General features: G+C 56.7%; 24 protein-coding genes and 2 pseudogenes. 9 read left to right on the plus strand and 17 right to left on the minus strand.

From position 1 onward, the window contains the following. Positions 1-102: 102 nt before the first annotated feature. Positions 103-2,289: a bifunctional diguanylate cyclase/phosphodiesterase gene (locus tag AC1DV9_RS12825; protein ID WP_477948209.1), complete on the minus strand. Its 2,187-nt coding sequence runs from the start codon at positions 2,287-2,289 to the stop codon at positions 103-105. 140 nt (positions 2,290-2,429) lie between these two features. On the opposite strand from AC1DV9_RS12825, the gene AC1DV9_RS12830 reads away from it, so the two are divergent. Beyond that, on the plus strand, positions 2,430-2,666 hold the full coding sequence (locus AC1DV9_RS12830) for a hypothetical protein (RefSeq protein ID WP_477948211.1): 237 nt from the start codon (positions 2,430-2,432) through the stop codon (positions 2,664-2,666). A 26-nt stretch (positions 2,667-2,692) separates the two neighbouring features. Next, positions 2,693-3,301, plus strand: a complete 609-nt coding sequence (locus AC1DV9_RS12835; protein WP_477948573.1) for a J domain-containing protein — start codon at positions 2,693-2,695, stop codon at positions 3,299-3,301. Positions 3,302-3,474: 173 nt separating this feature from the next. On the opposite strand, the gene AC1DV9_RS12840 is transcribed toward AC1DV9_RS12835, so the two are convergent. Together AC1DV9_RS12840 and AC1DV9_RS12845 are read right to left on the minus strand one after the other, a co-directional pair. Then, positions 3,475-3,750 carry a hypothetical protein gene (locus AC1DV9_RS12840; RefSeq protein ID WP_477948212.1) on the minus strand — a complete coding sequence of 92 codons (276 nt, stop codon included), beginning with the start codon at positions 3,748-3,750 and terminating at the stop codon, positions 3,475-3,477. An 87-nt stretch (positions 3,751-3,837) separates the two neighbouring features. After that, complete coding sequence (locus AC1DV9_RS12845) at positions 3,838-4,320, minus strand: hypothetical protein (protein WP_477948214.1); 483 nt, start codon at positions 4,318-4,320, stop codon at positions 3,838-3,840. 184 nt (positions 4,321-4,504) lie between these two features. On the opposite strand from AC1DV9_RS12845, the gene AC1DV9_RS12850 reads away from it, so the two are divergent. Continuing rightward, on the plus strand, positions 4,505-4,909 hold the full coding sequence (locus tag AC1DV9_RS12850) for a copper resistance CopC family protein (protein ID WP_477948215.1): 405 nt from the start codon (positions 4,505-4,507) through the stop codon (positions 4,907-4,909). A 130-nt stretch (positions 4,910-5,039) separates the two neighbouring features. Beyond that, entirely contained in the window at positions 5,040-5,852 is an 813-nt protein-coding gene (locus AC1DV9_RS12855) for a DUF1206 domain-containing protein (protein WP_477948217.1), read from the plus strand. 152 nt (positions 5,853-6,004) lie between these two features. Here AC1DV9_RS12855 and AC1DV9_RS12860 read toward each other — a convergent pair whose 3' ends face one another. Genes AC1DV9_RS12860 through AC1DV9_RS12870 form a run of 3 tightly spaced genes read right to left on the minus strand, consistent with a single transcriptional unit; the run spans position 6,005 to position 10,132 of the window. Then, positions 6,005-7,078 (minus strand): lipocalin-like domain-containing protein, encoded by a 1,074-nt coding sequence (locus tag AC1DV9_RS12860; RefSeq protein ID WP_477948219.1) that lies wholly within the window; start codon positions 7,076-7,078, stop codon positions 6,005-6,007. After that, on the minus strand, positions 7,068-9,476 hold the full coding sequence (locus AC1DV9_RS12865) for an ABC transporter permease (protein ID WP_477948220.1): 2,409 nt from the start codon (positions 9,474-9,476) through the stop codon (positions 7,068-7,070). The genes AC1DV9_RS12860 and AC1DV9_RS12865 overlap by 11 nt, the downstream gene beginning before the upstream one ends. Next, positions 9,476-10,132, minus strand: a complete 657-nt coding sequence (locus AC1DV9_RS12870) for an ABC transporter ATP-binding protein (RefSeq protein ID WP_477948222.1) — start codon at positions 10,130-10,132, stop codon at positions 9,476-9,478. Before AC1DV9_RS12870 ends, AC1DV9_RS12865 begins: the two co-directional genes overlap by 1 nt. 658 nt (positions 10,133-10,790) lie before the next feature. On the opposite strand from AC1DV9_RS12870, the gene AC1DV9_RS12875 reads away from it, so the two are divergent. Both AC1DV9_RS12875 and AC1DV9_RS12880 read left to right on the plus strand, forming a co-directional pair. After that, positions 10,791-11,243, plus strand: coding sequence for a hypothetical protein (locus AC1DV9_RS12875; RefSeq protein ID WP_477948224.1), 453 nt, complete (start codon positions 10,791-10,793; stop codon positions 11,241-11,243). Between the two features lie 176 nt (positions 11,244-11,419). Next, positions 11,420-11,884 carry an OmpA family protein gene (locus AC1DV9_RS12880; protein WP_477948225.1) on the plus strand — a complete coding sequence of 155 codons (465 nt, stop codon included), beginning with the start codon at positions 11,420-11,422 and terminating at the stop codon, positions 11,882-11,884. 63 nt (positions 11,885-11,947) lie between these two features. On the opposite strand, the pseudogene AC1DV9_RS12885 reads toward AC1DV9_RS12880, so the two are convergent. Continuing rightward, positions 11,948-12,322, minus strand: a pseudogene (locus AC1DV9_RS12885) (SDR family NAD(P)-dependent oxidoreductase); the annotation flags it as partial. A 54-nt stretch (positions 12,323-12,376) separates the two neighbouring features. Further along, positions 12,377-12,508, minus strand: a pseudogene (locus AC1DV9_RS12890) (glutathione-dependent formaldehyde dehydrogenase); the annotation flags it as partial. Between the two features lie 156 nt (positions 12,509-12,664). On the opposite strand from AC1DV9_RS12890, the gene AC1DV9_RS12895 reads away from it, so the two are divergent. Both AC1DV9_RS12895 and AC1DV9_RS12900 read left to right on the plus strand, forming a co-directional pair. Continuing rightward, the gene (locus AC1DV9_RS12895; RefSeq protein WP_477948226.1) at positions 12,665-13,066 is read left to right on the plus strand and encodes a DUF2177 family protein; all 402 of its coding nucleotides are present in this window, start codon (positions 12,665-12,667) and stop codon (positions 13,064-13,066) included. A gap of 274 nt (positions 13,067-13,340) precedes the next feature. Further along, positions 13,341-13,694 (plus strand): DUF3140 domain-containing protein, encoded by a 354-nt coding sequence (locus AC1DV9_RS12900; protein WP_477948227.1) that lies wholly within the window; start codon positions 13,341-13,343, stop codon positions 13,692-13,694. A 306-nt stretch (positions 13,695-14,000) separates the two neighbouring features. On the opposite strand, the gene AC1DV9_RS12905 is transcribed toward AC1DV9_RS12900, so the two are convergent. From AC1DV9_RS12905 to AC1DV9_RS12915, 3 genes are all read right to left on the minus strand, one after another. Beyond that, complete coding sequence (locus AC1DV9_RS12905) at positions 14,001-14,513, minus strand: hypothetical protein (protein WP_477948229.1); 513 nt, start codon at positions 14,511-14,513, stop codon at positions 14,001-14,003. Between the two features lie 196 nt (positions 14,514-14,709). Continuing rightward, a complete protein-coding gene (locus tag AC1DV9_RS12910) occupies positions 14,710-15,120 on the minus strand; it encodes a hypothetical protein (RefSeq protein ID WP_477948231.1) in 411 nt (136 codons plus the stop codon). Positions 15,121-15,411: 291 nt separating this feature from the next. Continuing rightward, the gene (locus AC1DV9_RS12915) at positions 15,412-15,780 is read right to left on the minus strand and encodes an EF-hand domain-containing protein (RefSeq protein ID WP_477948233.1); all 369 of its coding nucleotides are present in this window, start codon (positions 15,778-15,780) and stop codon (positions 15,412-15,414) included. 292 nt (positions 15,781-16,072) lie between these two features. Here AC1DV9_RS12915 and AC1DV9_RS12920 point away from each other — a divergent pair, with 292 nt between their 5' ends. Beyond that, positions 16,073-16,486: a GlcG/HbpS family heme-binding protein gene (locus tag AC1DV9_RS12920; protein WP_477948235.1), complete on the plus strand. Its 414-nt coding sequence runs from the start codon at positions 16,073-16,075 to the stop codon at positions 16,484-16,486. A 110-nt stretch (positions 16,487-16,596) separates the two neighbouring features. Here the strand turns inward: AC1DV9_RS12920 and AC1DV9_RS12925 are convergent, their stop codons facing one another. The 6 genes from AC1DV9_RS12925 to AC1DV9_RS12950 all read right to left on the minus strand — a co-directional run bounded on the left by AC1DV9_RS12925 (position 16,597) and on the right by AC1DV9_RS12950 (position 20,436). Then, positions 16,597-17,298 carry a type 1 glutamine amidotransferase domain-containing protein gene (locus AC1DV9_RS12925; RefSeq protein WP_477948237.1) on the minus strand — a complete coding sequence of 234 codons (702 nt, stop codon included), beginning with the start codon at positions 17,296-17,298 and terminating at the stop codon, positions 16,597-16,599. A 144-nt stretch (positions 17,299-17,442) separates the two neighbouring features. After that, a complete protein-coding gene (locus tag AC1DV9_RS12930) occupies positions 17,443-17,832 on the minus strand; it encodes a tautomerase family protein (protein ID WP_477948239.1) in 390 nt (129 codons plus the stop codon). A 198-nt stretch (positions 17,833-18,030) separates the two neighbouring features. Next, positions 18,031-18,267 carry a tautomerase family protein gene (locus tag AC1DV9_RS12935; protein WP_477948241.1) on the minus strand — a complete coding sequence of 79 codons (237 nt, stop codon included), beginning with the start codon at positions 18,265-18,267 and terminating at the stop codon, positions 18,031-18,033. A 36-nt stretch (positions 18,268-18,303) separates the two neighbouring features. Beyond that, entirely contained in the window at positions 18,304-18,936 is a 633-nt protein-coding gene (locus AC1DV9_RS12940) for a DsbA family protein (protein ID WP_477948243.1), read from the minus strand. Positions 18,937-19,005: 69 nt separating this feature from the next. Continuing rightward, positions 19,006-19,719: an SDR family NAD(P)-dependent oxidoreductase gene (locus AC1DV9_RS12945; RefSeq protein ID WP_477948244.1), complete on the minus strand. Its 714-nt coding sequence runs from the start codon at positions 19,717-19,719 to the stop codon at positions 19,006-19,008. A 171-nt stretch (positions 19,720-19,890) separates the two neighbouring features. Then, positions 19,891-20,436 (minus strand): VOC family protein, encoded by a 546-nt coding sequence (locus AC1DV9_RS12950; protein WP_477948246.1) that lies wholly within the window; start codon positions 20,434-20,436, stop codon positions 19,891-19,893. Between the last annotated feature and the right edge of the window lie 39 nt (positions 20,437-20,475).

Consider the following 20,475-nt stretch of genomic DNA (forward strand, 5'->3'; position numbering starts at 1 on the left):
GGCAGCCAGCGGACGACCCGCGTGCCATTCCGACACCGATGTCCCATCATTCGGCGCCCTGGTGATGGCCTGTTCAGCCACTGAACGGAATTTTCCTTAAGTCTACGCTCGGCGAGCATTGCCGGTATGGAGTTCGCTTATCAGTTCCGGGAGCAGGGGCTTGGATAGGATATAGCCTTGGAGATCGTCGCAACCTAGCTCACTGAGCCATGCTTTCTGCTCGATAGTTTCTATGCCTTCTGCCGTAATCTTCAGTCCTTTGGCGCGGGCAAGACTGATCATCGCCTGGACGATCGCGTCATTGTTCTCTGCGGTCCCATAGCTTGCAACGAAGCAACGGTCGATCTTGATGCGGTCAACATCGAGCTGCTGCAAACGTCCAAATGACGAGAACCCTGTTCCGAAATCGTCGAGCGCGAACCGAACGCCGATTTGACGCAGAGCGTTGATATTGCGGCGACAGGTGTCCTCGTTTTCGAGCAACGCGCTTTCGGTGATTTCGATCTCTAACATCGCAGGATCAAAACCCGTCTTTTCGAGAGCCGAAATTACACGTAGCGCATAGGTTTCCCCCCGCAACTCGACCGCCGAGGCATTGACTGCCACAGAAAGGTTTGGCCAAGCCCTGGCGTCGCTTAAAGCCGTTGCCAGTACGCATTCGCCCAAGCTATCGATAAGGCCCGCCTCCTCGGCGATCGCGATGAACGTGTCCGGGGAAATCAGCCCTTTTGACGGGTGCCGCCATCTGGCAAGTGCCTCAACGCCCACCAAATGATTGCTTTTTGCGCCGTAGACGGGTTGATAGTGCACTTCAATCTGGCTTCCGCTTTTAATAGCCGTGCGTAAGTCCTGTTCCAGGTCGCGCCGCATTTTGACCATCTCGTCCATATGCGGCCCGAAAATCACGTAACGATTGCGGCCGGTGCTCTTGGCGCTATAGAGCGCGATGTCAGCCCTCCGCAAGATGTCGGTGGCATCCGACTTGCCGCCAGATGAGAAAGCAATACCGATGCTCATACCAATCAAGATTGGCTGACCATCGATCTCGAAAGGTTGACGAACCACAGAGATAAGCTTTTCCGCCAGCTGTTGGACCCCACTTGAAGTTGGTTCCTCAATGAGGATGGTAAACTCATCGCCGCCAATCCGAGCGACCATTATGTCGCTTCCAACCGTCGCCTTTAGCCGCGCCGCCACATCAACGAGTAAGCTATCGCCGGCCGGATGGCCCAATGTGTCATTGACCTGCTTAAAACGGTCAAGGTCGAGGAAAAATACAGCTGCCGCGGATTTCGCCAGGACCTGGTCGACCTTGGCGTTGAATGAAATACGGTTCGGAAGTCCGCTTAGAGCGTCATGATGGGCGAGATAGAAAAGCTCGCCCTGGCTTTTGCGCAAACGGTCCGCGCGGCGCTGTAGAAGCATGACGAAAGCTGCAACTGCCCCCAGCATCAAGAGTGCTGCCAGCGCAAAAACTGGCCTGGTCGCTTCAAGCACGGCCTTTCCAGGCAGGAATGGCTCCCAACTGAAAAATCCCATACTGCTCCCGTCATGTGACGTCAGTGGAAAATAACGGCGGTTGGGATTGCCTCTGCTCCAGTCGAACTGCATTCCGGTAAACAAGTAGCGCGAACCGAGCATCTGAGTGAAGTCGCCGTCCAGATAACGTACCGCGATGTGGAGTGGCTGTTCGCCTGCGAGCTGTTTAATCTCGCCGCTATCGGAGATGATCGGTTTGACGCTTACAACTGCCGGGCTACCGTTGATGCTTACTATATCGCTCTCGCCGATGCTGAGTGTCCGGCCGGAAGTGCCGGATGTATCACCAGCAGCCAGGCGTCGACGAAGTTCATCGATCAGCGTTCGGACCTTCACATAGACAGTCGGATAAGCTTTCTCCGGATCGTTGTCGGCGTCCGAAAATCCATATACCAGGTTATTGGCAGGCCCGATCACAAATGCAGCGTCGTGGCCAAAGTAGGTATGCATCCACTTGCCGAGATTTGCTTCTATCCATTCGCGATTCCCCTCACCTACTTTGCGAACAGCATCGTCCCAAACGGTTGCACTTTCCTGGTCGTGAGCAATTCTATCCTGCATCTCGCTGACGATCCGGCTGACGAGACTTTCCTGGCGCTGGACCGCCGTTTCGTCACTTTGGCGAGTGGCCCATACCATTGTTCCATAAATCGCCCCGACCACAACGGCCCAGCAAGCAACCGATACAAGGAATTTTAGGGAGACAGAGACAGACGTGTTTGATGGAGACATTTGGACGACTTCCGGCACACAATCGCCTATCACTAGCCCTTACCTGGTTAAGAACAAGCAAAGATGCCAATGTATGGTTGCTTACCGAGCCGTCGCAATCGGGGCCATTTTGACTGTGACAGGCTAAGACGGATCGAAGCGCCGAAGCATTTGTTTGAATGCTGATCGTTCTGCAGCCTCAGTTTGGCCGCAAGTTGGCGCCGAAGCCGACTAATTTTTCCGTTAACGCGGAGTTGGTTTCGACTGCCGATGTCTCTAAGTCCACACGTGTGAATTTGGTCACCACCAGCGTGCCAATAGAACTGATGCTCGGACCAGCTTTTTCTGCGGCAGTCATAAATGAAATTGTCCGGGATATCATCACGCCACACCGCGAAGTTGAAGCTTGCCCGTGACGCAGCGTCCACCATATATCAGCCTGATGACCGTTTCAAAGATCTTCGTTGGCATTCGGCCGATACGCGCTAGCCGCCAAAAGCACACTGAACAGAGCGGCCCCAAGTGTCAGTGGGAAGGCTGCGAGAATTCGGGCACCCAGAGGGCTCCAGTGGGTGGCGCTGCGGAAGGGCTGTATCTTCTGTTTTGTGCTGAGCATTCACGCCAATACAACAAGGGCTACGACTATTCGCCAAGTAAGTCGGACCCCGTTGTTGCAAAGTACCAGCTCGATGCCGCGAGCGGCAAAATTCCGGCGCGTGGTGTGAGGACAAACGCGCATAACTTGGAGACACCGCTCCCTTCATCTGTTCCCTCAGGCTCAGCGAAATCACTCAGGGCACGCGGGAAAGCCAGCTATTCAGCAGGCACCAAATCCTCGGCTCATCAACGCAGGTTAAGGCCGCTTGAAGCCCAAGCTTTTGACACACTTGGGCTGTCACATACAGCAAGTCCGGACGATATCAGGCTCCGCTACAAGGAGAAGCTGAAACTCGATCATCCAGATTCCAATGACGGCAGTCGACACTCCGAGGATCGGTTGCAGGCTACAATAAAAGCTTATAGGGTGCTGAAAATAAACGGCTTTTGTTAAACGAAAATCACTTCGTCGCCCTGCCCGCTGTTTACTTCGGTACTCGCATCTGGTCGTGAACTGGAAATCTCCACCAGCGTTCTCCGCGGCAACAATCTCGGCGGCAATGGCCAGTGTTACCGTCCCAAGCCTATGATGCCGACGCCAAAGTGAGAGGCATCGCGTTTCAGCGATTACATCCGGAAAACGATCTCGCCGTCCTCCTCACGACCAAGGAGATACCAGCGGCTTGCTGGTACCCATATACAGCTCACAGCGAGCGCACCATCATCTTCACCGCGTGAAACTACCGCGTCAGCATCGACCCCAAGCTCGTCGTCTGTGTCTACCGCACCGATGAAGGCTGCTGCCTGGGGATCTGGCTCCCTCCTCAGCTTTTCCGCCAGCGGACCAGTGGGGATCAATGAGAGTATGAGGTCGATTTCGTCGGCCTCGACCCGCACCCACATGGCAATATCTCAGTTTGACCTTCGAAATCATGATCGAGTTTCCTCGGCGGCAACTACGTCACGCAATACACCGCTGACAATCCTCTATTAGCCAAACCTGACCAGCATGCACTTAAGCAGCCGATTTTCAGCGATGAGCCTATCCTTTCGGGCCTGCGCCTCATGACCACAGACGGCGGCCTTCTCACTTTTGCGCGATCTGCCAAAATCCTTTTCCATTTTGAGCTTTGCATGCTGTGGCGCCAAGGCACTTGCCGGTTGCCGAACAGCTTTGCGGTTCGTCGAACCAATGGGCCTGCCTAGATCAGCCGGACTTTGGGATATCGCGCCAGGTAAACTTATAATGTGGCTTGCGGGTAGATCAGAGACATCATCGAGTTGGCCTGTGATCGTCACTAACGCATTCGAGTTCTCATCTTGCGTTGGCAAAACGACGCTGGCGATGATTTCATCCAACCGTCGAATCCAATCTCTATATCTCTCGCGGAGGGGATTGCCTTCGGGAAGAGCGTCAAACTTTGCAACCGCCAAACGGCGTTGATCGCGATGTAGTGCTTCATCGAATTTCATGTCGCCACCTGCCTTTTAAATACGAGTAGCAAGAAAAGAACATAAAGGGAACAGAATTTATGCCCTTTGGATTCAACAATGGCGCCAGCTGGCCGATTCAGCTTGGCACCTCGTAGTCTTGCAGCGCTCGGAACGGATAGCAGCGTCGCGAATTATCACCGCAAGAACGGAAACGGAGTCGATTATGTATAGGTTTGCACATGCAATCGCCATTTCGGCATTTCTCGGCCTCACCCCGATGGCAAATGCAAGCATCAACCCTACCCCCGATATGCATGACGATGTCAATTTCAACGACAACATCAGTCTCACCTTTACCGCGCCAGTGGATCCTGAACGTTCGGAAGTTGAGATTTTCGGAGCAAGCGAACCCATTCCCACAGGTACGCTCGAATATGGAGCGGATCGGACGAATTTGTTGATCCCCGTTTCGGACAAGCTTCCGCCTGGCCTCTACATCGTGCAGTTCACGGCATACTCGACGCTTGGGCAGCCGGTGACAGGAACATCCGCAATTACAGTGCCAGAGCGACCTTCGTTAACAAGGTGCATCGAATTGCCGTCAGCAGCGGATGCTACCAGCCGATAACACGCCCGCGCTCATTTTTCGCCTACAGGAATTCGTCGGCGACGTGGCAAATTCGGGACCACGATGGGGCCCGTCCGGCCAGGAACCGTTTTACAGCCTGCTCGTTTACGAGCGGCGGGGAGATCGAAAAATGAACGAACCAAAGTTTGAATGGCTTGCCCGAGCGGGCTACAGCGCCCGAGGGATTGTCTTTTTGCTTGTGGCAGGGCTCGCTCTGTTTTCGAGTTTTGGCGGTGGTAAGCCGGACACCAAATCTGCGCTCGACTCACTGCTTGACCAGCCCTTTGGCAAATTATGGCTCGGACTGATAGGGCTCGGTTTGCTGGGGTTTGTGGCCTGGCGACTTGCTCAATCAATTGCCAATGCCGACAATCACGACGCAAGTGCGAAAAGTTATCTGATCCGAGCTGCCCTTCTCGGGAGTGCCGTTACGTATATCGGCCTGGCAATTTACGCTTTCAAAGGCGCGCTGGGCGTGGGATCAGCAGGCGATGGTGGCGAAAAAGATCTTGCCGAGTGGGCGATGTCGCAACCGTTTGGTAGATATCTGGCCGGTGCCATCGGCGTCGGGTTTTTGGTGGGCGGTATAGCGACCGCACTCAAAGGAATTTCTCGAAAGTTCGAAAGGTACTTAAAGCTCGATCAGAGCCGACCGCTGATACTAGTTTGTATCTACGGGTTGGTTTCACGCGGGATTGTCTTCGCGATCGTCGGGATTTTCTTCTGCTACGCAGCATTCAGCGTTGACGCCGATCAAGCTGGGAGCATGAGTGATGCACTGACTTTCGTGAGGCAGCTTCCGCTTGGCGGGGTGTTGTATCTTGCGGTTGCCATAGGCCTTGCCGCGTTTGGGGTCTACAATCTGGTCGAAGCGCGATATCGAACCGTATCCACACCGAGCCTTTCCAAGGTGAAACGTGAACTGCCGCTATCTCACAGGTAACAAGCACTGATTTCGACGCAAGTGCGGGCGAAGATGGACTTGGCCTTTGCCTGCTGCATGACCTGGAAATTGTCCGCGACCTAGCGCCTTTAAGTCGCGAACTTGAAAGGCCGCATAAGTCTGCATCTCCTCTAAACCTGAGCTACTGGCTCCTACCTGTAGCCCGTCATCTCAAGGTAGCCTACGCCGGTGGTGGAGCCTTCTAACGAAACAGGGCCCTCCCAGTACGGCGTGGACGTTGCCATCCATGATTGATCGTTTAAGGGTCGCGTTTGGATATTCAGCGATTTTGAGGGGATCTCTATTCGCCATGACACCGGAAGCTGCCTCCCATCGACCGTCGCGGTACGCAATGGTGTGAGATGAACCTGGTCTTTTGTTAGCCGCAGTGTTTGTCCATCGGGAGAGATCCAGTTCGCTGAGATAAACCCATCCTTGTCGTCACGGAGACGAAACGCCATCAGCTTCTCCCCGCCGACCAAGTGCAGCGAAAACCAATCCCACCCAGTTTGGTTCGAAGCCAAGGGTTGAGAAGACCATTCCCTGTCGAGCCAAGCGTTACCGCTGACCGTGATGGGCCTCCCCGATGCCTCGATAGTTCCGGAGACCTGATAGAACGGCTGGGAGTAGTAGTAGCTCGCCTGCCCGCTTGCCGACTTGACCGAGAAACCTTTATCACCTTGGAGAACCAGTGGTCCTTCGGCCTTGAGGTCCAGAGCGTAACTAAAGTCCTGCCCAGCGGCTTTTAGAGAGAGATTTGCCAAAGCACCGGAGCTGGAATTGTCAGCGGCTGACATTGTCCAGTCGTCTATCCAGGCGCGGAAAGGCGCGGCCGTCACGCCCGCCTGACCAACGCCGCCACGGCCCAACCGCTCCGCAACGTATTGGTGGTCGGACGTCGTTATGGCCGCATGTCCGATCCAGATCTGAGGATCAGCGAAGCCAGCCTTACTTTCCGGGGCAAGCGCTGATCGGAAAAGCGTCCACTGTGCTCCATATTGCTTGCCATCTTGCCCCTTGAGATTGGCGGTCACGTACCACCATTCGATGCGATAGTCCGGGTGCGCCCCATGGTCTCTTGGAAACGATAATTCGGAGCCGTGCTGAGGAATCGCAAAGCCTTGGGCGTCCGATCCCAGTCCGGCAAACCCTTGCCCCAGCGTATTTCCCGCTGAACCCATCATGGCGGCGCCCAGCAATATTAAAGCAACGGCTCTACCGTTCATTGGCAAAAATCCTAAGCAGATCGGCCGGATTGATCGTTGCAAGGCGACGCACCGGAAGAAGTACCGAAGCGAGAGCCGCGAGAAGAGCGATAGCACCGAGCAATAGCCAGTCCATGGGGAACACTTGCATGGGTAGTCGCCATCCGAATGCCTCAACGTTGACACGGGCCAGCAGCACCCATGCCAACACAAGACCCAAGGGTATCGCCGTGACGAACGTGGCTAGCCAAAGCGCCAGCGTTCGGGCGACCTCATACAGTGCCAGATCACGCCGACGCACCCCCATCGCCCAAACGGGCGCCAGTTGGGGAAGCCGAATTCCCGAGAGTGTCAAGAGACTGGAAAACATGGCGAAACCGGCTACAGCCAAGGTGAGCACGTTAAGGGCCCCCGTAACCTTGAACGTCTGATCGAAAATCGCCCGCGATTGCCTCTTGAGCGAGGCTTGATCCACGACGGCGGTTTCTGGGAGACCAAAATCCTCGATTAGCTGTCGCTTCAGCTCCGTCGACCGTTCAGGCGGAACACGTACGCCGTATCGAAGCTTGGCTACCTGAGGGTAATGGGCGACCAAGGTGTCGATCCCGATGATAACCTGCCCATTTGGGTTTCCGTAATCAGAGTAGACTCCTACCACCTTAGCATTCCAGCCCCCCGGCATGGCTACGAGCTCTCCCATTCGCGCTACCCCGCGCCGCCACATCTGCTCGTTGATCAGAGCACCCTCACCTTTGGCGATCTTATCCCAGACCTCATTCTGTGACGCGATCAGGGGCCAATGGTCGCGGTAGGTCGGGTCGTGCGCAACGCCAAAGACATGGACCTCCTCGCCGGTAACGTCGCCATCCACACTCCAGATTGGAAGGACCGATGTGGAGTGTGATGGAAGCCAGGCCCGTAACCTCGCCGCCTCGGCTTCGTCTTTGGCCGTAACGTATAGTTCGGCGGCCAAACGTTGATCGAGCCATCCGATGAATGTTAGCCTGAAACTGGAAACCATCGTGCCGACGCCGATATTCGCCGATAGCGCCAGTAGCAATGCCATCAACGCGAGTGAAAGCCCCGGAAGCTGAAGGCGGGTGTCCGCCCAAAACCATTCGACAAGTGCGTTATGCGACGTACGTTGCATGGCGGCGAGAAAGGTTGCCAACACGGCCGGAAGCATGAGGGCCGCGCCCAAAAGCAAGCATGCGAGCACCGCGAAGCCTGCCACTAATCCGGACGCGGCTATCGCCAAAACACCTGCAAGGAGTAGGAGCACCCCTCCCACCGCCGCCTGGATTAGCAATCCTCGCATAGACTCTCTCGCCCATGCTCGTGGTTGCGCGGCCGCGAGGATGGGAAGTTTCCAGACCCGATAGAGGCTTTGAGCGGACGAAATTGCTGTCCCGGCAAGCGCCATCGCTAGCCCTGCGAGCCACCAGTCCGCGCGTATAGAAAGTGATCCGGAGACATTCGCCCCGTAAAGTCCGCGAAGGGTTGCGGCGACCCCCGGCATGAGGATCGACGCAATCAGGTATCCAAGCACGAGCCCAATGACGCCGGATGCGACAGCAAGTATCGAAAGCTCAACAACAAGCATCGCAGTTAGCTGCCGGAGGGAAATGCCAAGGGATCGTAGCGTCCGAAACGTGCTGCGACGTTGTTCGAAGGTAAGCCCGGTAGCGGAGTAAACGATGAAGAGGCCAACGATGAAGGAAAGAAAGCCAAAAGCAGTCAGATTAAGGTGGAAGCTGTCAGTTAATTGCGCGACGTCGGGCTGCTCAACCGGGTGCCGGATCAAGAGCCCAGATGAAATCTGTTTGACGGCGATGGCGCTGATTTCCTGGTCGGAAGCGACTGTCAAACGATCAATCCTGCCATGCTTGTCAAGCAACCGATCAGCGACCGAGATGTCCACGAATGCCGCGCCTTCAGGAACGTTTTCGTCGATCCGAAAGCTCATGTCCGTATTGCCGCGCAGCCGTTCCGCCGTTTCGCTGGACAACACCAGCTCTCCGACAGGAGAGATGAAGCCGGTGAGATCGCGTCCACTCGTCACCCTCAGCACATAACCCTCTTTTGGCATCGTCAGAGGATCTATGCCGATTAGCCGGATGCGGATCGTGCCAAGGCGCAGATTCCCTTCGATAACCGGCGAGACATCGAAGCCGAGGCGTCGAAGCTTCCCATAGATCTCGTAGGGAATCCCGGTGCCGTCGTTAGCCACAATTTGAGCGAGAGACCCTTGCTCCAGAACAGATGCGGCGCGAGCATAGCTGGCCCTCGCCTCAGAATTGATTGCTTGCACACCAGACCAAAGCGCTGTCGCAAGCGCGATCCCCAGCACTAAAGTGAGCAGCTGCAGAGGTTTACGGCGCCAATGCGATAAAAGCGCGGAAAACGCTACCCAGCTCATTAAGCGATCTTTCCACCACGAAGATGTACAGTGCGGTCCAGCCGAGCCGCGAGCCGCGTCGAGTGGGTAACAAGAAGCAATGCCGACCCCGCGCTGCTCGCCAGGTCAAGCATCAGGTCCAGAACGGCGTCACCTGTCTGCTCGTCGAGATTTCCTGTCGGTTCATCAGCAAGAATGAGCTTCGGTCTTGCCGCCAGAGTGCGGCCTATGGCGACACGCTGTTGCTGGCCTCCTGATAGCTGCTCGGGATAACGGGTTGCGTACCGCTGCAAACCCAACGCCTCGATCAAAGTCTTTTCCCAAGCACCGTCGTGGCGCTGAGCCAACTTGGCGTGAAAAGAGATGTTTGCCGAGACGGTCAAGGAGGGGATCAGGTTGAACTGTTGAAAAATAAGCCCGACCTTGGTCCTTCGGTACTGGGCTCGCTCGCTCTCGGTGTATTTGCTGAGATCATCGCCATCCATGACGATTGCCCCGCAGTCTGCACGATCGAGTCCGCCTGCTAAGTGGAGAAGTGTGCTTTTCCCGCTACCGGATTCACCAGTAAGAGCGACCGTCTCACCTGACGCCACACCAAAATCGATCCCTTTCAAAATTTCGATTGTACCTTCCGCTGTCGGGTACGATTTTCGAACATTGTTGACGGTAAGGATCATTATTTGCTCAGGTCACTTCCGAGAACTAGCCGATCTAAATGCACTATGCGGGAAGGCGCCCGTCTACAAGATCAGAGTTGCTTATTGCAGAGGCCCCAGGCCTGGGGCTATTCGCGAGGACCCTCGGTACCAACTACCAGCCACAGCCATGCGCAGGAGGCGGCTCCGCGTATTGCGGTATTGGACAACAACCCTAGCTTCATTGGGTTCCATCACCCAATCAAAAAACCGTGGCGACTGCGAATGTCTGTGGAATTTAGTCCAAGGCGTCCGATCACAAAGAAACGCCCATGACGCGGAAGGCATAATAAAGGGCCTCTGTTGAAAGGAGTCTGCAGAGCGAACGAGATCCCCGGGTTCAACAGTACGTTCAAGCTCATGGCGAGCCATCAAAGATGGTACCCCGCTTTCCCCGGAAAAGTTCGCGTGCTCTTTCATTGGCCCCTGATTCTATCGAGAGAAACCCATCTAGAGGTTTGTCTGAATCGAGGTCATAGAGCCGGTGAGCTAGACTGCGGAATGAAACGGTCGGTATAGCGGACATTTTGCCAAGTAGCCGTCACTGACATAACAATACTTTGGATAACCGATATTGCTGATTGCCTAAATTAGGATGCGCTATCACCTTGTGGTGCCATATAACTCGGAGGAATGGGACTTGCTCAATCGCGTGCTATCAATCGTCACGGTAACCACCCCGTTGCTCGCCGCCACGCTCGCCCTGGCCCAAAATCTCCCGCCAGCCGTTGAGCTTCAGCCTGGCGTTTCGGCCAAGATCCTCGATTTGAAACGCGTCCCAGGTCAGCAGATCGTGCAGCTGGATTATGAGATCAGCAACACCGGAGACGCCCCTGTGAACCTGGCGGAGATCGGCATCGGGCGTGCAAGCTACGGTCTTAATGACATCACCTTGTATGACTTCCCCAACAAAATCAGTTTCAAGATAGGCGTCGCGAGCGAGTGCCTTTGCACACAGCCGCCAGAAGCGCCACTCAAGCCAGGTGAAACATTCAAGGCATGGGCATGGTTCGCGCCGCCTGAAAGCAACCCGGGTCCGTTTGCCGTTCGCTTCGGATCAACGCTTCCCGTGATGGACGTTCCTGTTCAATGATAACCAGGCTACCAATTCGAACACTCTCTCTGCTAGTAGTCACAATAGGCACAACGCAAGCACAAGAAGCCCCTACCGTGGCGCCGCCGAATTTTTCGGCCCGCTCGCTTAGCGTGGGCTTCGTGTCACCCTCGATCGGCTATTCGTCACCCCGCATCGAATTTCGGTCACCACCAATGACGCAAGAAGAGCTAGCATTGGGACCAAGGCCAAAGGCGCCTCCCTCGCCGATCGTCAAGGGCTTAGAGGTGACCGAGGTAGAAGGCGGCGTTCGATACACTCTGTCGGCGGACATCCTCTTCGATTTCGACAAGGCGACACTGCGTCCGAAGGCTACCCAAGCCCTTCAAGCGATGGCCAGTGATGTCCGTCAACGTTTCAAGGAAGCAAGCTTCGTTGTTGACGGATACACGGACAGCAAGGGAAGCGACGCCTATAACCTCAAGCTGTCACTCCGAAGAGCGGCGGCCGTAAAGGACTACCTCGCGACGGAGGCGAAGTTCAATCCATCGACTGTCGCAATCGAGGGACGCGGTGAGGCCAACCCAGTTGCCCCCAACGAGACCCCTGACGGGCAAGATGATCCCGACGGCCGTCAGAAAAACCGACGCGTCGAAATCTTGGTCAGGCCCACCGACTAGAACGATAAGTGCGAAGGCCCCCTGGTGCCATGTAAACAACAGTCAGAGCTCTTCCCAGAGCTTTCAGTACTTCCCCATTCCAGGCGCTGCCATCTTCGCGTGCTGCGCGGCGAGAACAGATACGGGAGTGACGTTTGCCATGGCCGCTTGGAACTTGTTCTTCCAGCCGGCTACGACGTCGCCCGCCCCGTTCAACATAGCGTCGAAGCCGACCTTTGCGACATCCGCAGGGTCATCCTTTCCGGCCTGACCGACGTCGGTATCGAGCATATCGGCGCTTTCGGAGAACCGGGCGTGGGTGGGTCCGGGCATGAGGCAGGTCACCGTTACGCCTGAGTCGTTGAGCTCGTTCAGGAGTTCGAACTATAACCTTTTCAGAAACGCCTTGCTGCCGTTGTAAACTGCTTGATAGCTGCCGCGGCTGAAACCAGCGATCGCCCGTACTCAAGATCATGCCAGCACATCATGTGCGCATTTGGATGCCAATCTGCTCAGGTGGAGGTCGGCACGGCAGATTGCGCGGGCGGTCACCTTGATAATCGCGTCGCGGCCCTCCTCGATCTTCGGCTCGGGAACGCTCTCGCATCGAATGTCAGGTTTGCCGTGCCAAGTGAGCGCCTTCATTGTTCCCTCAAATGGCGATCGCCGTCGTCAGACGCAAATCTCGAGTTAGGGATCTTGTTCCATGCGCAAACACCATCAAGTCCGTCGCGGATGCTTACGGAACAACGATGCGATGGGTGGGTTGGGTTGAACGCAAAACCAACGAAAGATCGTCCGATGAGACTTCTGAGCATTACTTACGCTGGCACGCTGATTTCGTTTCTACTGCTTGATGCATTATGGCTCGGCGTCATTGCTAAGAGCTTCTATCGAGATCAGCTCGGCGACCTGATGCTCGCTTCTCCAAACTTGGCCGCCGCCGCAATCTTCTACCTTGTCTTCGCCATAGCAATTGTCATCCTCGCAGTGCGGCCTGGATTGGGCGCAGGCTCGGGATGGACGGCCGTCGTGTACGGTGCAGTTCTCGGACTTGCGGCGTACGGCACTTACGACGTGACGAACATCTCGACACTCCGCGGCTGGCCTCTTCATCTGACCATTGTTGACATGATCTGGGGCACGTTCCTGACCGCTATTGCGAGCGCAAGCGGATATGCGACCGCTCGCTTTTTTGGCTAGGAGCACCCTTCGGGCGCTGCAACACGGTGAGCCGGCTCTGTCATCGGCCTCGTTTATTGACATAATGCGTTCATCCGCGACCTGCACACTCGCGAAATTGGTTGTCCAATACACCTGCTCAATAAGAGACTTCGGCTCGCACGCGATGCACTTGGACTTCGCGGACCACCGCCCGTCCTCGCTTCACGTATGTCTCCGTCAGGATCCGACCTTTGCGCGAACTTTTCGTGACGCGCTGCGTTCGTCCTAGTGTCGGGCCGTTACAGGAGAGCCGATGACGAAAGACAGCGATATCGACACCGATCAGGTGTGGGCGGAATTCGGCGACGCCCTGAACATGTCCGCCTCAGAGCTGGAGAAGTGGCTGCGCACGGAGGAAAGCCTCGACAATGGGTGGAAGGCGGACGGCCGCCAGGAGTCGATCGATCATCACTCCGGACGACTTATCGTCGATATCAAGCACAAGAAAAGGGCAGACCTGAGGGATGAGGACTATGAGCATATGCGAAAAGACGTAGGCTACGTGCACAGGCATCTCGCCCAAGGCGGACCGAAGGTGGACAAGGAGCGTTCGGCGTGGCGCTACTCGCTAATGAACTGGGGGCACGATCCCTTGAAGAAGCGGTAAGGAAAAGCCGAAACCTCGCGCGGAACTTCGTGGCATTCTCGCGCTTAATCGCAAAATCAAAGGAGCCACCATGCCATACGTCGCATCCCCAAGCCATCCCGCCAACGACCCCACCCGTATCGAGGATTTGAAGCAATGCTTGGACAAGGGATACCCACTTGACGGAGAGCTTCTCACCATCCACCTGAGATCTTCTTCGCCATAGTGCGGATCATCTCAGACGTTCAGGCAGGTGGATTTCGAACTTCGACCCAGAAACGGGCGGAGCAAGAGAAGTAGCCCTTACCGCTCTACGAATTTATGGGCTCACGGCCTGGAAGACATTTGTTTTCGCTCGTTATAGTAGGCAGCCTCCAGACTATCGATCTTCGAACTACGAATACGACCGTTAGAACGCAGAAACTTGATCATCATTTCGATGTCGCTGCCGCCGGGCGCGTCGCCCGCAGGGACACGCTTTCCGGAATGCTTCTGCGTCCAATATCGGATCTCGCGCTCAGCAGGGGGGTAGAACGTTCCGAGTCGATACAATCGAGTTTCCGAGCGGGCCCATCGAGGATTCGGGCCTGCGTCGATTTCGACCGTCCGGGAGGTATGGCCGTGCGTGCCATCCTCGATCTCAGGATGTCCGAAAAACCAGGCATGGATCCATGCACCGTCTTGAGCTAACGCCCATCCCTCAAGTAGTGGACTCAACGACAGTTCCGCTTCGAATTTGGTGTCCCGAGCGCTCATTTCCTCACGTGATGATTTGGACAATTGGTTCCTCCCGCCTTCCGGTTCTGCTGTGGCGAACTTATCGACATCATGTCCGTCCATTCGAAATATTGGCGGTGGCAGCGATCCGGCAACTAATTCGGTCGGTCGCGCTCGGATCAACGGCGAGCTTTCATTACCTCCCCCAGTGTCGGCCCCATCTCCACAACGACGTCCACCATATCATCCAACGCGATCACACAAACCAGCCCGTTTTCCGCCTCGGTGATCGCCGGCCAGCCTTCCGACGCGGACGTTGTCACGATGAAGAGCCGACGCCGCGTTTCGCCCCCAACCGGAATTCCTCCAGCCTCGACGATTGCCTTCTCGACCAGCATTCTCGCTTCCGCGGTCCCGATTTGACGACGGTCTTTGCGCGCGCGAGCTGCTCCTTCAGAACGGGTTCGATCCTCTTAAGCAGCGGGCCGTCGACCCGCCCGGCGCTGTCAATCAGCCGCTCGTCGACGCCTGGCGGCAAGGAAGCCAGGGTGCGGTTCATGCCCAGGTGGCGGTCGAGAATGATCGCGAACCGCGTCGCCCCGTCGAGGTCCAACGCGACGCCGTTACCATGATGACCGACGAAGACCTGCTCCGCGGCCATGCCCATGTGGATCGCGATGTTGTCGAGATAGAACTGGCTTGCCGTTGTTGGCGAGTTTTCCGCCTTCAAGCACGGCCCCGCCGAGGATCTGACGCTCCAGGGGCTGACGCACGACTTTCGATGGAGACGCGCGACACTTTGCAGGCGCCCGTCGCGATAGCGACGACGGCATGGCCTAGTTCATGGATCGTCGGCGCCCAGCGGAACTTCTCCGAGAGCGGCACGAGGCCGAAAGACTTCCCATGACGTCCGCCACGGTGCCCGCCCTCCGGTCGCAGTGGGCGATGCGCCGGCCGGCTGATGTCGGTTCTTCTTCCCGTTGGCGAGACTCCAAGGTGCTATCCTCGATTTCCTTGAATCCTAGCCATTTTTGTCGGGACTCTCTTCAAGGATAGCGGCGGCCTGTAATGCAGCAGGGTCGATCTGCAGGTGCAGGTAGTCGAGCATTGATTTCAAAGTCGTATCGGTCAAGTTCGCGGGCATCAGGACACCAGTCGAACCCATCTCGGCCCGATCGACGAAACCGTTGCCGTCGCGGTCCATCTTCGCGTTCATGTCCACCGTAGGGTTGCCGCTCTCATCCAGTTTAAGCCCCGGTTTGAGGACCTCGTTGAAGTTCGCGAACTCCTCCGAGTTCAGCTTATCGTCGCCGTCGCGATCAAATTTGGTGAAAGCATTGTTGAGCATCTGGGACAGTTGCGTCCCCGTCGAGGCCGTGGGCGAGGTCATGTCGTTCCTCCTGAAAATGAAATATGCGCGGGGCGCGTGCAAGCAATATGCAGGGCAACTTGAGCAGAGCTGGATTCTCAGTCCGCTAACTGCCGTTGGCTGGGCGGGTTTTTGCGATTTTGACAACCTCTCCGCTCCGTCGGAATGGTTCCCGCGGGTGGTTGGTCCCTCCCTCCCTCGCCCATCGTGCGAGGGCACACTTTGGTATCGTCAACACCAAGGTTCAGTAGCGAAGCGGTCTCTTCGGCCGCAAGGTTGCCGACATCACTGAACTTCTTCTAGGGACCTCGAAATGGACCTGCTTGCACTGGCAAAGGACATCGCCAAAAGGGTGGAGGAAGAGGCGTCCACCGCCAACGTGCCGGTGACCGTCACCGTCCTCGATGTTCATGGGAACTCGGTCCTGCAGCATAGGATGAATGGCGCGCTAGCCTTCTCGATGTTGATCTCCCACCGCAAGGCGTACACCGCCGCACTGACGCAGCAACGGACATCCGACCTGTTCGAACTCGTACAGCCTGGAAAGGAGCTGTTCCATCTGATGTCGCAGGACTGCTTCTGCGCAATGGGTGGAGGCGCGCCCCTTATCCATGACGGCGTGGTCGGCGGCGGCGTTGGAATCAGTGGCGGCACCGTCGCCCAAGACGTGGGAATACTCGAGGCCGCTCTTCAGCCTCGAAGCCACGACCTTCGGAAATCCCTCTAAAAGCAGCGCTTTCCACGGCACCAGTTCAACTGCGTACGATCGTAACAGGGTACTGAAGAAGCCGCGGACAAGCGTACACGGCCTCTTTTCGCTTCTCGGTAGCCCACTCCCTAGGCGACGACGGCGCCTGCTTTCACACTGGTGAGGACTTTGATGAGGGCATGCGCTCCCGCGGTGGAAGATGCTGGATTCTGCCCAGTTATCAAGATGCCGTCCGTGATCGCAAAGCTCTCCCAGTTCGCCTTCTTCTCATAGAGACCGCCGAGACGTTTGAGCTCGTCCTCAACGAGGAACGGGACGACCTTGGTCAGTTGCACTTCCTCCTCCTCGCCGTTGGTAAAGCCCGTCACGCGCTTTCCCTTGACGATCGGCGCGCCTCTATACGTGACGCGGTGAAGCACGGCCGGGGCGTGGCAGACTGCCGCCACCGGCTTGCCGGAGTTGTAGAAGGATTCGATCAGATTGATGGAGTCCGGATTGTCAACGAGGTCCCACATGGGTCCATGGCCGCCCGGATAGAAGACGGCGTCGAAATCTTCGGAACGGACATCGCTCAGCTTCTTGGTCGTCGCAAAAACCTTCTGTGCGGTCTCGTCGGCCTTGAACCGAGTCATGGCCGGCGTCTGATTTTCCGGCAGATCGCTTTTCGGATCGATCGGAGGTTGACCCCCCTTGGGAGACGCGAGGGTCAAGTCGACGCCCGCATCGCGGAAGACGTAGTAGGGTGCGGCGCCCTCCTCCAGCCAGAAACCAGTCTTACGGCCCGTGCTTCCAAGGGTGTCATGCGAGGTAAATACCATGAGGATCTTCATGCTTAGTCTCCTTCCACTTGTCTGGGTTGACAGCCGGTCGGCTGCACGAAAGGAAGCATGTAGAGGATCGGCTTGCTTTGCATGTGCACGTTAGTATATCCGATACCTTAGTGTTGGCGGACCAGACCAGAGATTCTGCTCGTATCAAAGCTCGCCTGTCAGGAACTGAGCGTTGCCCATGCCAAACGACCAGTCCTCATCCGAGTTGATGTGCATCGCGACCATCACGTCGGACGGCGGTATGTTGCAGCGAGTTTGAAGCGCGCGCGCGAGGCTTGAATAGAAAGCAACCTTGGTATCTCTTGGCCTCGGACGGCTGGTGATTTCGAGCAGCAGGAATTTTTCGGTCCGGGCGACGTCGAGCCCGGTGTCGAGAGCGCGAATATGCGACGCTTCATATTCCTGAAGTATCTGGTACCGATCTCGCAGTGGAACTCCGAAAGACGCCACGACGACGTCGTGGATGGTGTCGAGCAGGATGGCGACGTCCTCCGGAGAACGTCCTTTTTGGACGTGGATTTTGACAAGGGGCATTGGCGTCTCCAAAGTTACTGAACACGGCTCCCGAGAACTATCCTCCTTCAGACAATCAAAGCTATTGCACGATAGTATCCCGACGGCTCGCTTTCGCCGGGAGGATAGCGAAACTCACTGAGTTCGGTCGGCACCAAAAACATGCACGCCGCCGCTGATCACCGGCGGCGTGCATCATTCCTGGGAGTCACTTTAGGGTCAGGCTTTTCCTTCGGCTTTCTTCTTCCGGTATTGCACGGTGGGAAGACCACCCCAGCCCCAGTTGTTCAAGTCGACTTCCTCGATCACCACGTAGGTCGATTCCAGCGGCTTGTTGAGTACGTCGAGCAAGACCTGGCTGACGCCGGCGATGATTGCGGCTTTCTCCTCTGACGTTACCGAGGTGCGGCCAGGGGTTGTACCTTCACGGGTTACTTGTACGGTGACGATGGGCATTTCCTATTCTCCTTGTTCGATAACCTCGTCGATCTGCTAGGCGGCAATTGCAGCGAGGTGCATCTCGAGTTCGTCGACATGCGCATACCCGGCGCCGACCTTGCTGAGAGTTCCAGCCTTCTTCAAGAACAAGGTCGGGAAGCTTGAAACACCTATTGCTCGCACAGTCGCGAAGTCCGTCGCGGCATCTTCGATCGTGCTACGCTTCTTCCATTCCGCAAGGAATTCCTCCGGGCTGACGGGGTGACCGAGTTCGGCGAGCGCGCGGGAACCCGTCTCTGCAAGAACAGCTCCGTCCGTCGTGTCGAGCGCATCGACATAGAAGGCATGCTGGAATGCCCGGAAGACACTCAGAAGGTCAGCTTCGGGCTTGAGGATGCGTGCGGTCACTACTGCACGGCACACGGGTTCGGTGTCGTAAACGAAGCCTTTTCTCGCAAGAAGGCCTTCGCGGTTGAAGGGTACGCCGCTTGCCTCTTCGACCTTGCCCCAGTGGTGCAGTCTGAACTGCTTGCCCGCGTCGTCGAGAACATCGGTCGCGCCAGCGCGTAGTCCGCCGAGGATGATCTTCAGTGATACGTCCGGACGCCGCTCGAGGAGCAGCCCCATCTGTTTGCTGAAGCCATAGCACCACGAGCACATCGGATCGGCGGCTAGTACAAGTTCCATTGTCTTTCCTTTCACTCGCATGCAGGACGCGCGGCGTGTTGACCGCACGCCCGACATGATGTTCGAGGCCTACCAGCGACCGGCGTTCTGGCCACCGTCGACATGGAGTATCTCGCCGGTGACGAAGCTTGCGCCCTCGAGGTAGATCACGGCATCGACGATGTCGCCGATCTCGCCCATGTGGCCGACGGGATGCAGTGCGGAGAGGAATTCGTGGGTCTCTGGCGCATGCATCGGGGTCTTGATGATGCCTGGAGACACGGCGTTCACGCGGACGCCCGTCTTGGCGAACTCGATCGCCAGTTCCTTCGTGACGGCGTTCAGGCCGCCCTTCGTGAGCGAGGCAAGGGCCGTGGGAACGGTCGAAACCGGCTGGTTCACAAGGCTGGTCGTGATGCTGACGATGTGGCCGGAACCCTGCTTGAGCATCTCCCTTGCAGCCCGCTGCGTGATGTGGAAGAAGCCCGAAACGTTCACGCCAAAGTTTAGATCGTAATCTTCCTGGGTAAAGTCGACGAACGGCTTGGCAGTGAATACGCCCGCGTTGTTCACCAACGTGTCGATCCGGCCGAAACGGTCGATCGCCTCGCGGATGACGCGCTCTGCGGTCTGGGCGTTTGAAATGTCGCCCGCCACGACATGTACGCCATCGTCGGACCCCTGCTTGATCGAACGCGAGGTGGCGATAACGCGGTAGTCCCGCGCGCGGTAAGCGCGGACGAGACCTTCACCAATGCCCTGCGATGCACCGGTGATAACGGCGACCTTCTGCTGATTGCTCATGATGTACATCCTTTCAATTGCATCGGTCCTCTGCGGGCCGCCCGTCGCCCTCGGCGTCGGTGCTACTGATTTAGATGCTGTCGACTATCGGGAGAATTGCCACGCTGCGGTAATCACTGAACCGTTTTTCGGCACAATCACTGGCGTGCTGGGCGGCGGCCTGGACAGGCGCTACGATCCCCACACCGCCGTAGTTAGCTCCTTCGTAAATGCGGTATCCCCCTTGCGCCCCGGCAGACGGGTCGTGATCTCCTGAACAGTCCACTCGTTTCCATCCGGGTCATGAAAGATAAAATACGATGCGTAGCTTTTCCGCTCCGGGTTCAGTCCAGCAGTGATCCCAACGCCGTTGGAATGATGAAAAATTCCGCCAACGTCATGGAACGGTTCGCCCGTTTCGACGTCCCGCAAGGCGAGATCAGCACGTGCCGCCGGTAGATCCGAGACAACGAGGTGCAATCCTCGCGATGAACCAGCGGGGGCCGTGGTTATGTTGTGCCCGAACATCACGGAGCATCCAGATCCAGGCGGAGTGAACTGCACGATACGGTAGTCGTCGCCTTGAAAATCGATATCGAAATGCCATCCGAGTGCTGCGTAGAAACGTTTGCTTCTGTCGACATCGGAGACAGCGATCACCGCAAGCTCGAGCGTCATCGTAACACCCGCAATGGTCCGCGGGGCTTCCTTGCTGGATTGTCTCAGTTCGCTGTCCATATCAGTGCTCCTATGAGATGATCGCCGACGGATCATTCA

The organism is Rhizobium sp. 01L410, assembly GCF_056400165.1.

Coding starts and splice junctions, on each gene's coding strand:
- AC1DV9_RS12830 (WP_477948211.1), top strand. CDS start 2,430: ATGCTGATCGTTCTGCAGCCTCAGTTTGGCCGCAAGTTGGCGCCGAAG.
- AC1DV9_RS12835 (WP_477948573.1), top strand. CDS start 2,693: ATGACCGTTTCAAAGATCTTCGTTGGCATTCGGCCGATACGCGCTAGC.
- AC1DV9_RS12840 (WP_477948212.1), bottom strand. CDS start 3,750: ATGTGGGTGCGGGTCGAGGCCGACGAAATCGACCTCATACTCTCATTG.
- AC1DV9_RS12845 (WP_477948214.1), bottom strand. CDS start 4,320: ATGAAATTCGATGAAGCACTACATCGCGATCAACGCCGTTTGGCGGTT.
- AC1DV9_RS12850 (WP_477948215.1), top strand. CDS start 4,505: ATGTATAGGTTTGCACATGCAATCGCCATTTCGGCATTTCTCGGCCTC.
- AC1DV9_RS12855 (WP_477948217.1), top strand. CDS start 5,040: ATGAACGAACCAAAGTTTGAATGGCTTGCCCGAGCGGGCTACAGCGCC.
- AC1DV9_RS12860 (WP_477948219.1), bottom strand. CDS start 7,078: ATGAACGGTAGAGCCGTTGCTTTAATATTGCTGGGCGCCGCCATGATG.
- AC1DV9_RS12865 (WP_477948220.1), bottom strand. CDS start 9,476: ATGAGCTGGGTAGCGTTTTCCGCGCTTTTATCGCATTGGCGCCGTAAA.
- AC1DV9_RS12870 (WP_477948222.1), bottom strand. CDS start 10,132: ATGATCCTTACCGTCAACAATGTTCGAAAATCGTACCCGACAGCGGAA.
- AC1DV9_RS12880 (WP_477948225.1), top strand. CDS start 11,420: ATGACGCAAGAAGAGCTAGCATTGGGACCAAGGCCAAAGGCGCCTCCC.
- AC1DV9_RS12895 (WP_477948226.1), top strand. CDS start 12,665: ATGAGACTTCTGAGCATTACTTACGCTGGCACGCTGATTTCGTTTCTA.
- AC1DV9_RS12900 (WP_477948227.1), top strand. CDS start 13,341: ATGACGAAAGACAGCGATATCGACACCGATCAGGTGTGGGCGGAATTC.
- AC1DV9_RS12905 (WP_477948229.1), bottom strand. CDS start 14,513: ATGGACGGACATGATGTCGATAAGTTCGCCACAGCAGAACCGGAAGGC.
- AC1DV9_RS12915 (WP_477948233.1), bottom strand. CDS start 15,780: ATGACCTCGCCCACGGCCTCGACGGGGACGCAACTGTCCCAGATGCTC.
- AC1DV9_RS12920 (WP_477948235.1), top strand. CDS start 16,073: ATGGACCTGCTTGCACTGGCAAAGGACATCGCCAAAAGGGTGGAGGAA.
- AC1DV9_RS12925 (WP_477948237.1), bottom strand. CDS start 17,298: ATGAAGATCCTCATGGTATTTACCTCGCATGACACCCTTGGAAGCACG.
- AC1DV9_RS12930 (WP_477948239.1), bottom strand. CDS start 17,832: ATGCCCCTTGTCAAAATCCACGTCCAAAAAGGACGTTCTCCGGAGGAC.
- AC1DV9_RS12935 (WP_477948241.1), bottom strand. CDS start 18,267: ATGCCCATCGTCACCGTACAAGTAACCCGTGAAGGTACAACCCCTGGC.
- AC1DV9_RS12940 (WP_477948243.1), bottom strand. CDS start 18,936: ATGGAACTTGTACTAGCCGCCGATCCGATGTGCTCGTGGTGCTATGGC.
- AC1DV9_RS12945 (WP_477948244.1), bottom strand. CDS start 19,719: ATGAGCAATCAGCAGAAGGTCGCCGTTATCACCGGTGCATCGCAGGGC.
- AC1DV9_RS12950 (WP_477948246.1), bottom strand. CDS start 20,436: ATGGACAGCGAACTGAGACAATCCAGCAAGGAAGCCCCGCGGACCATT.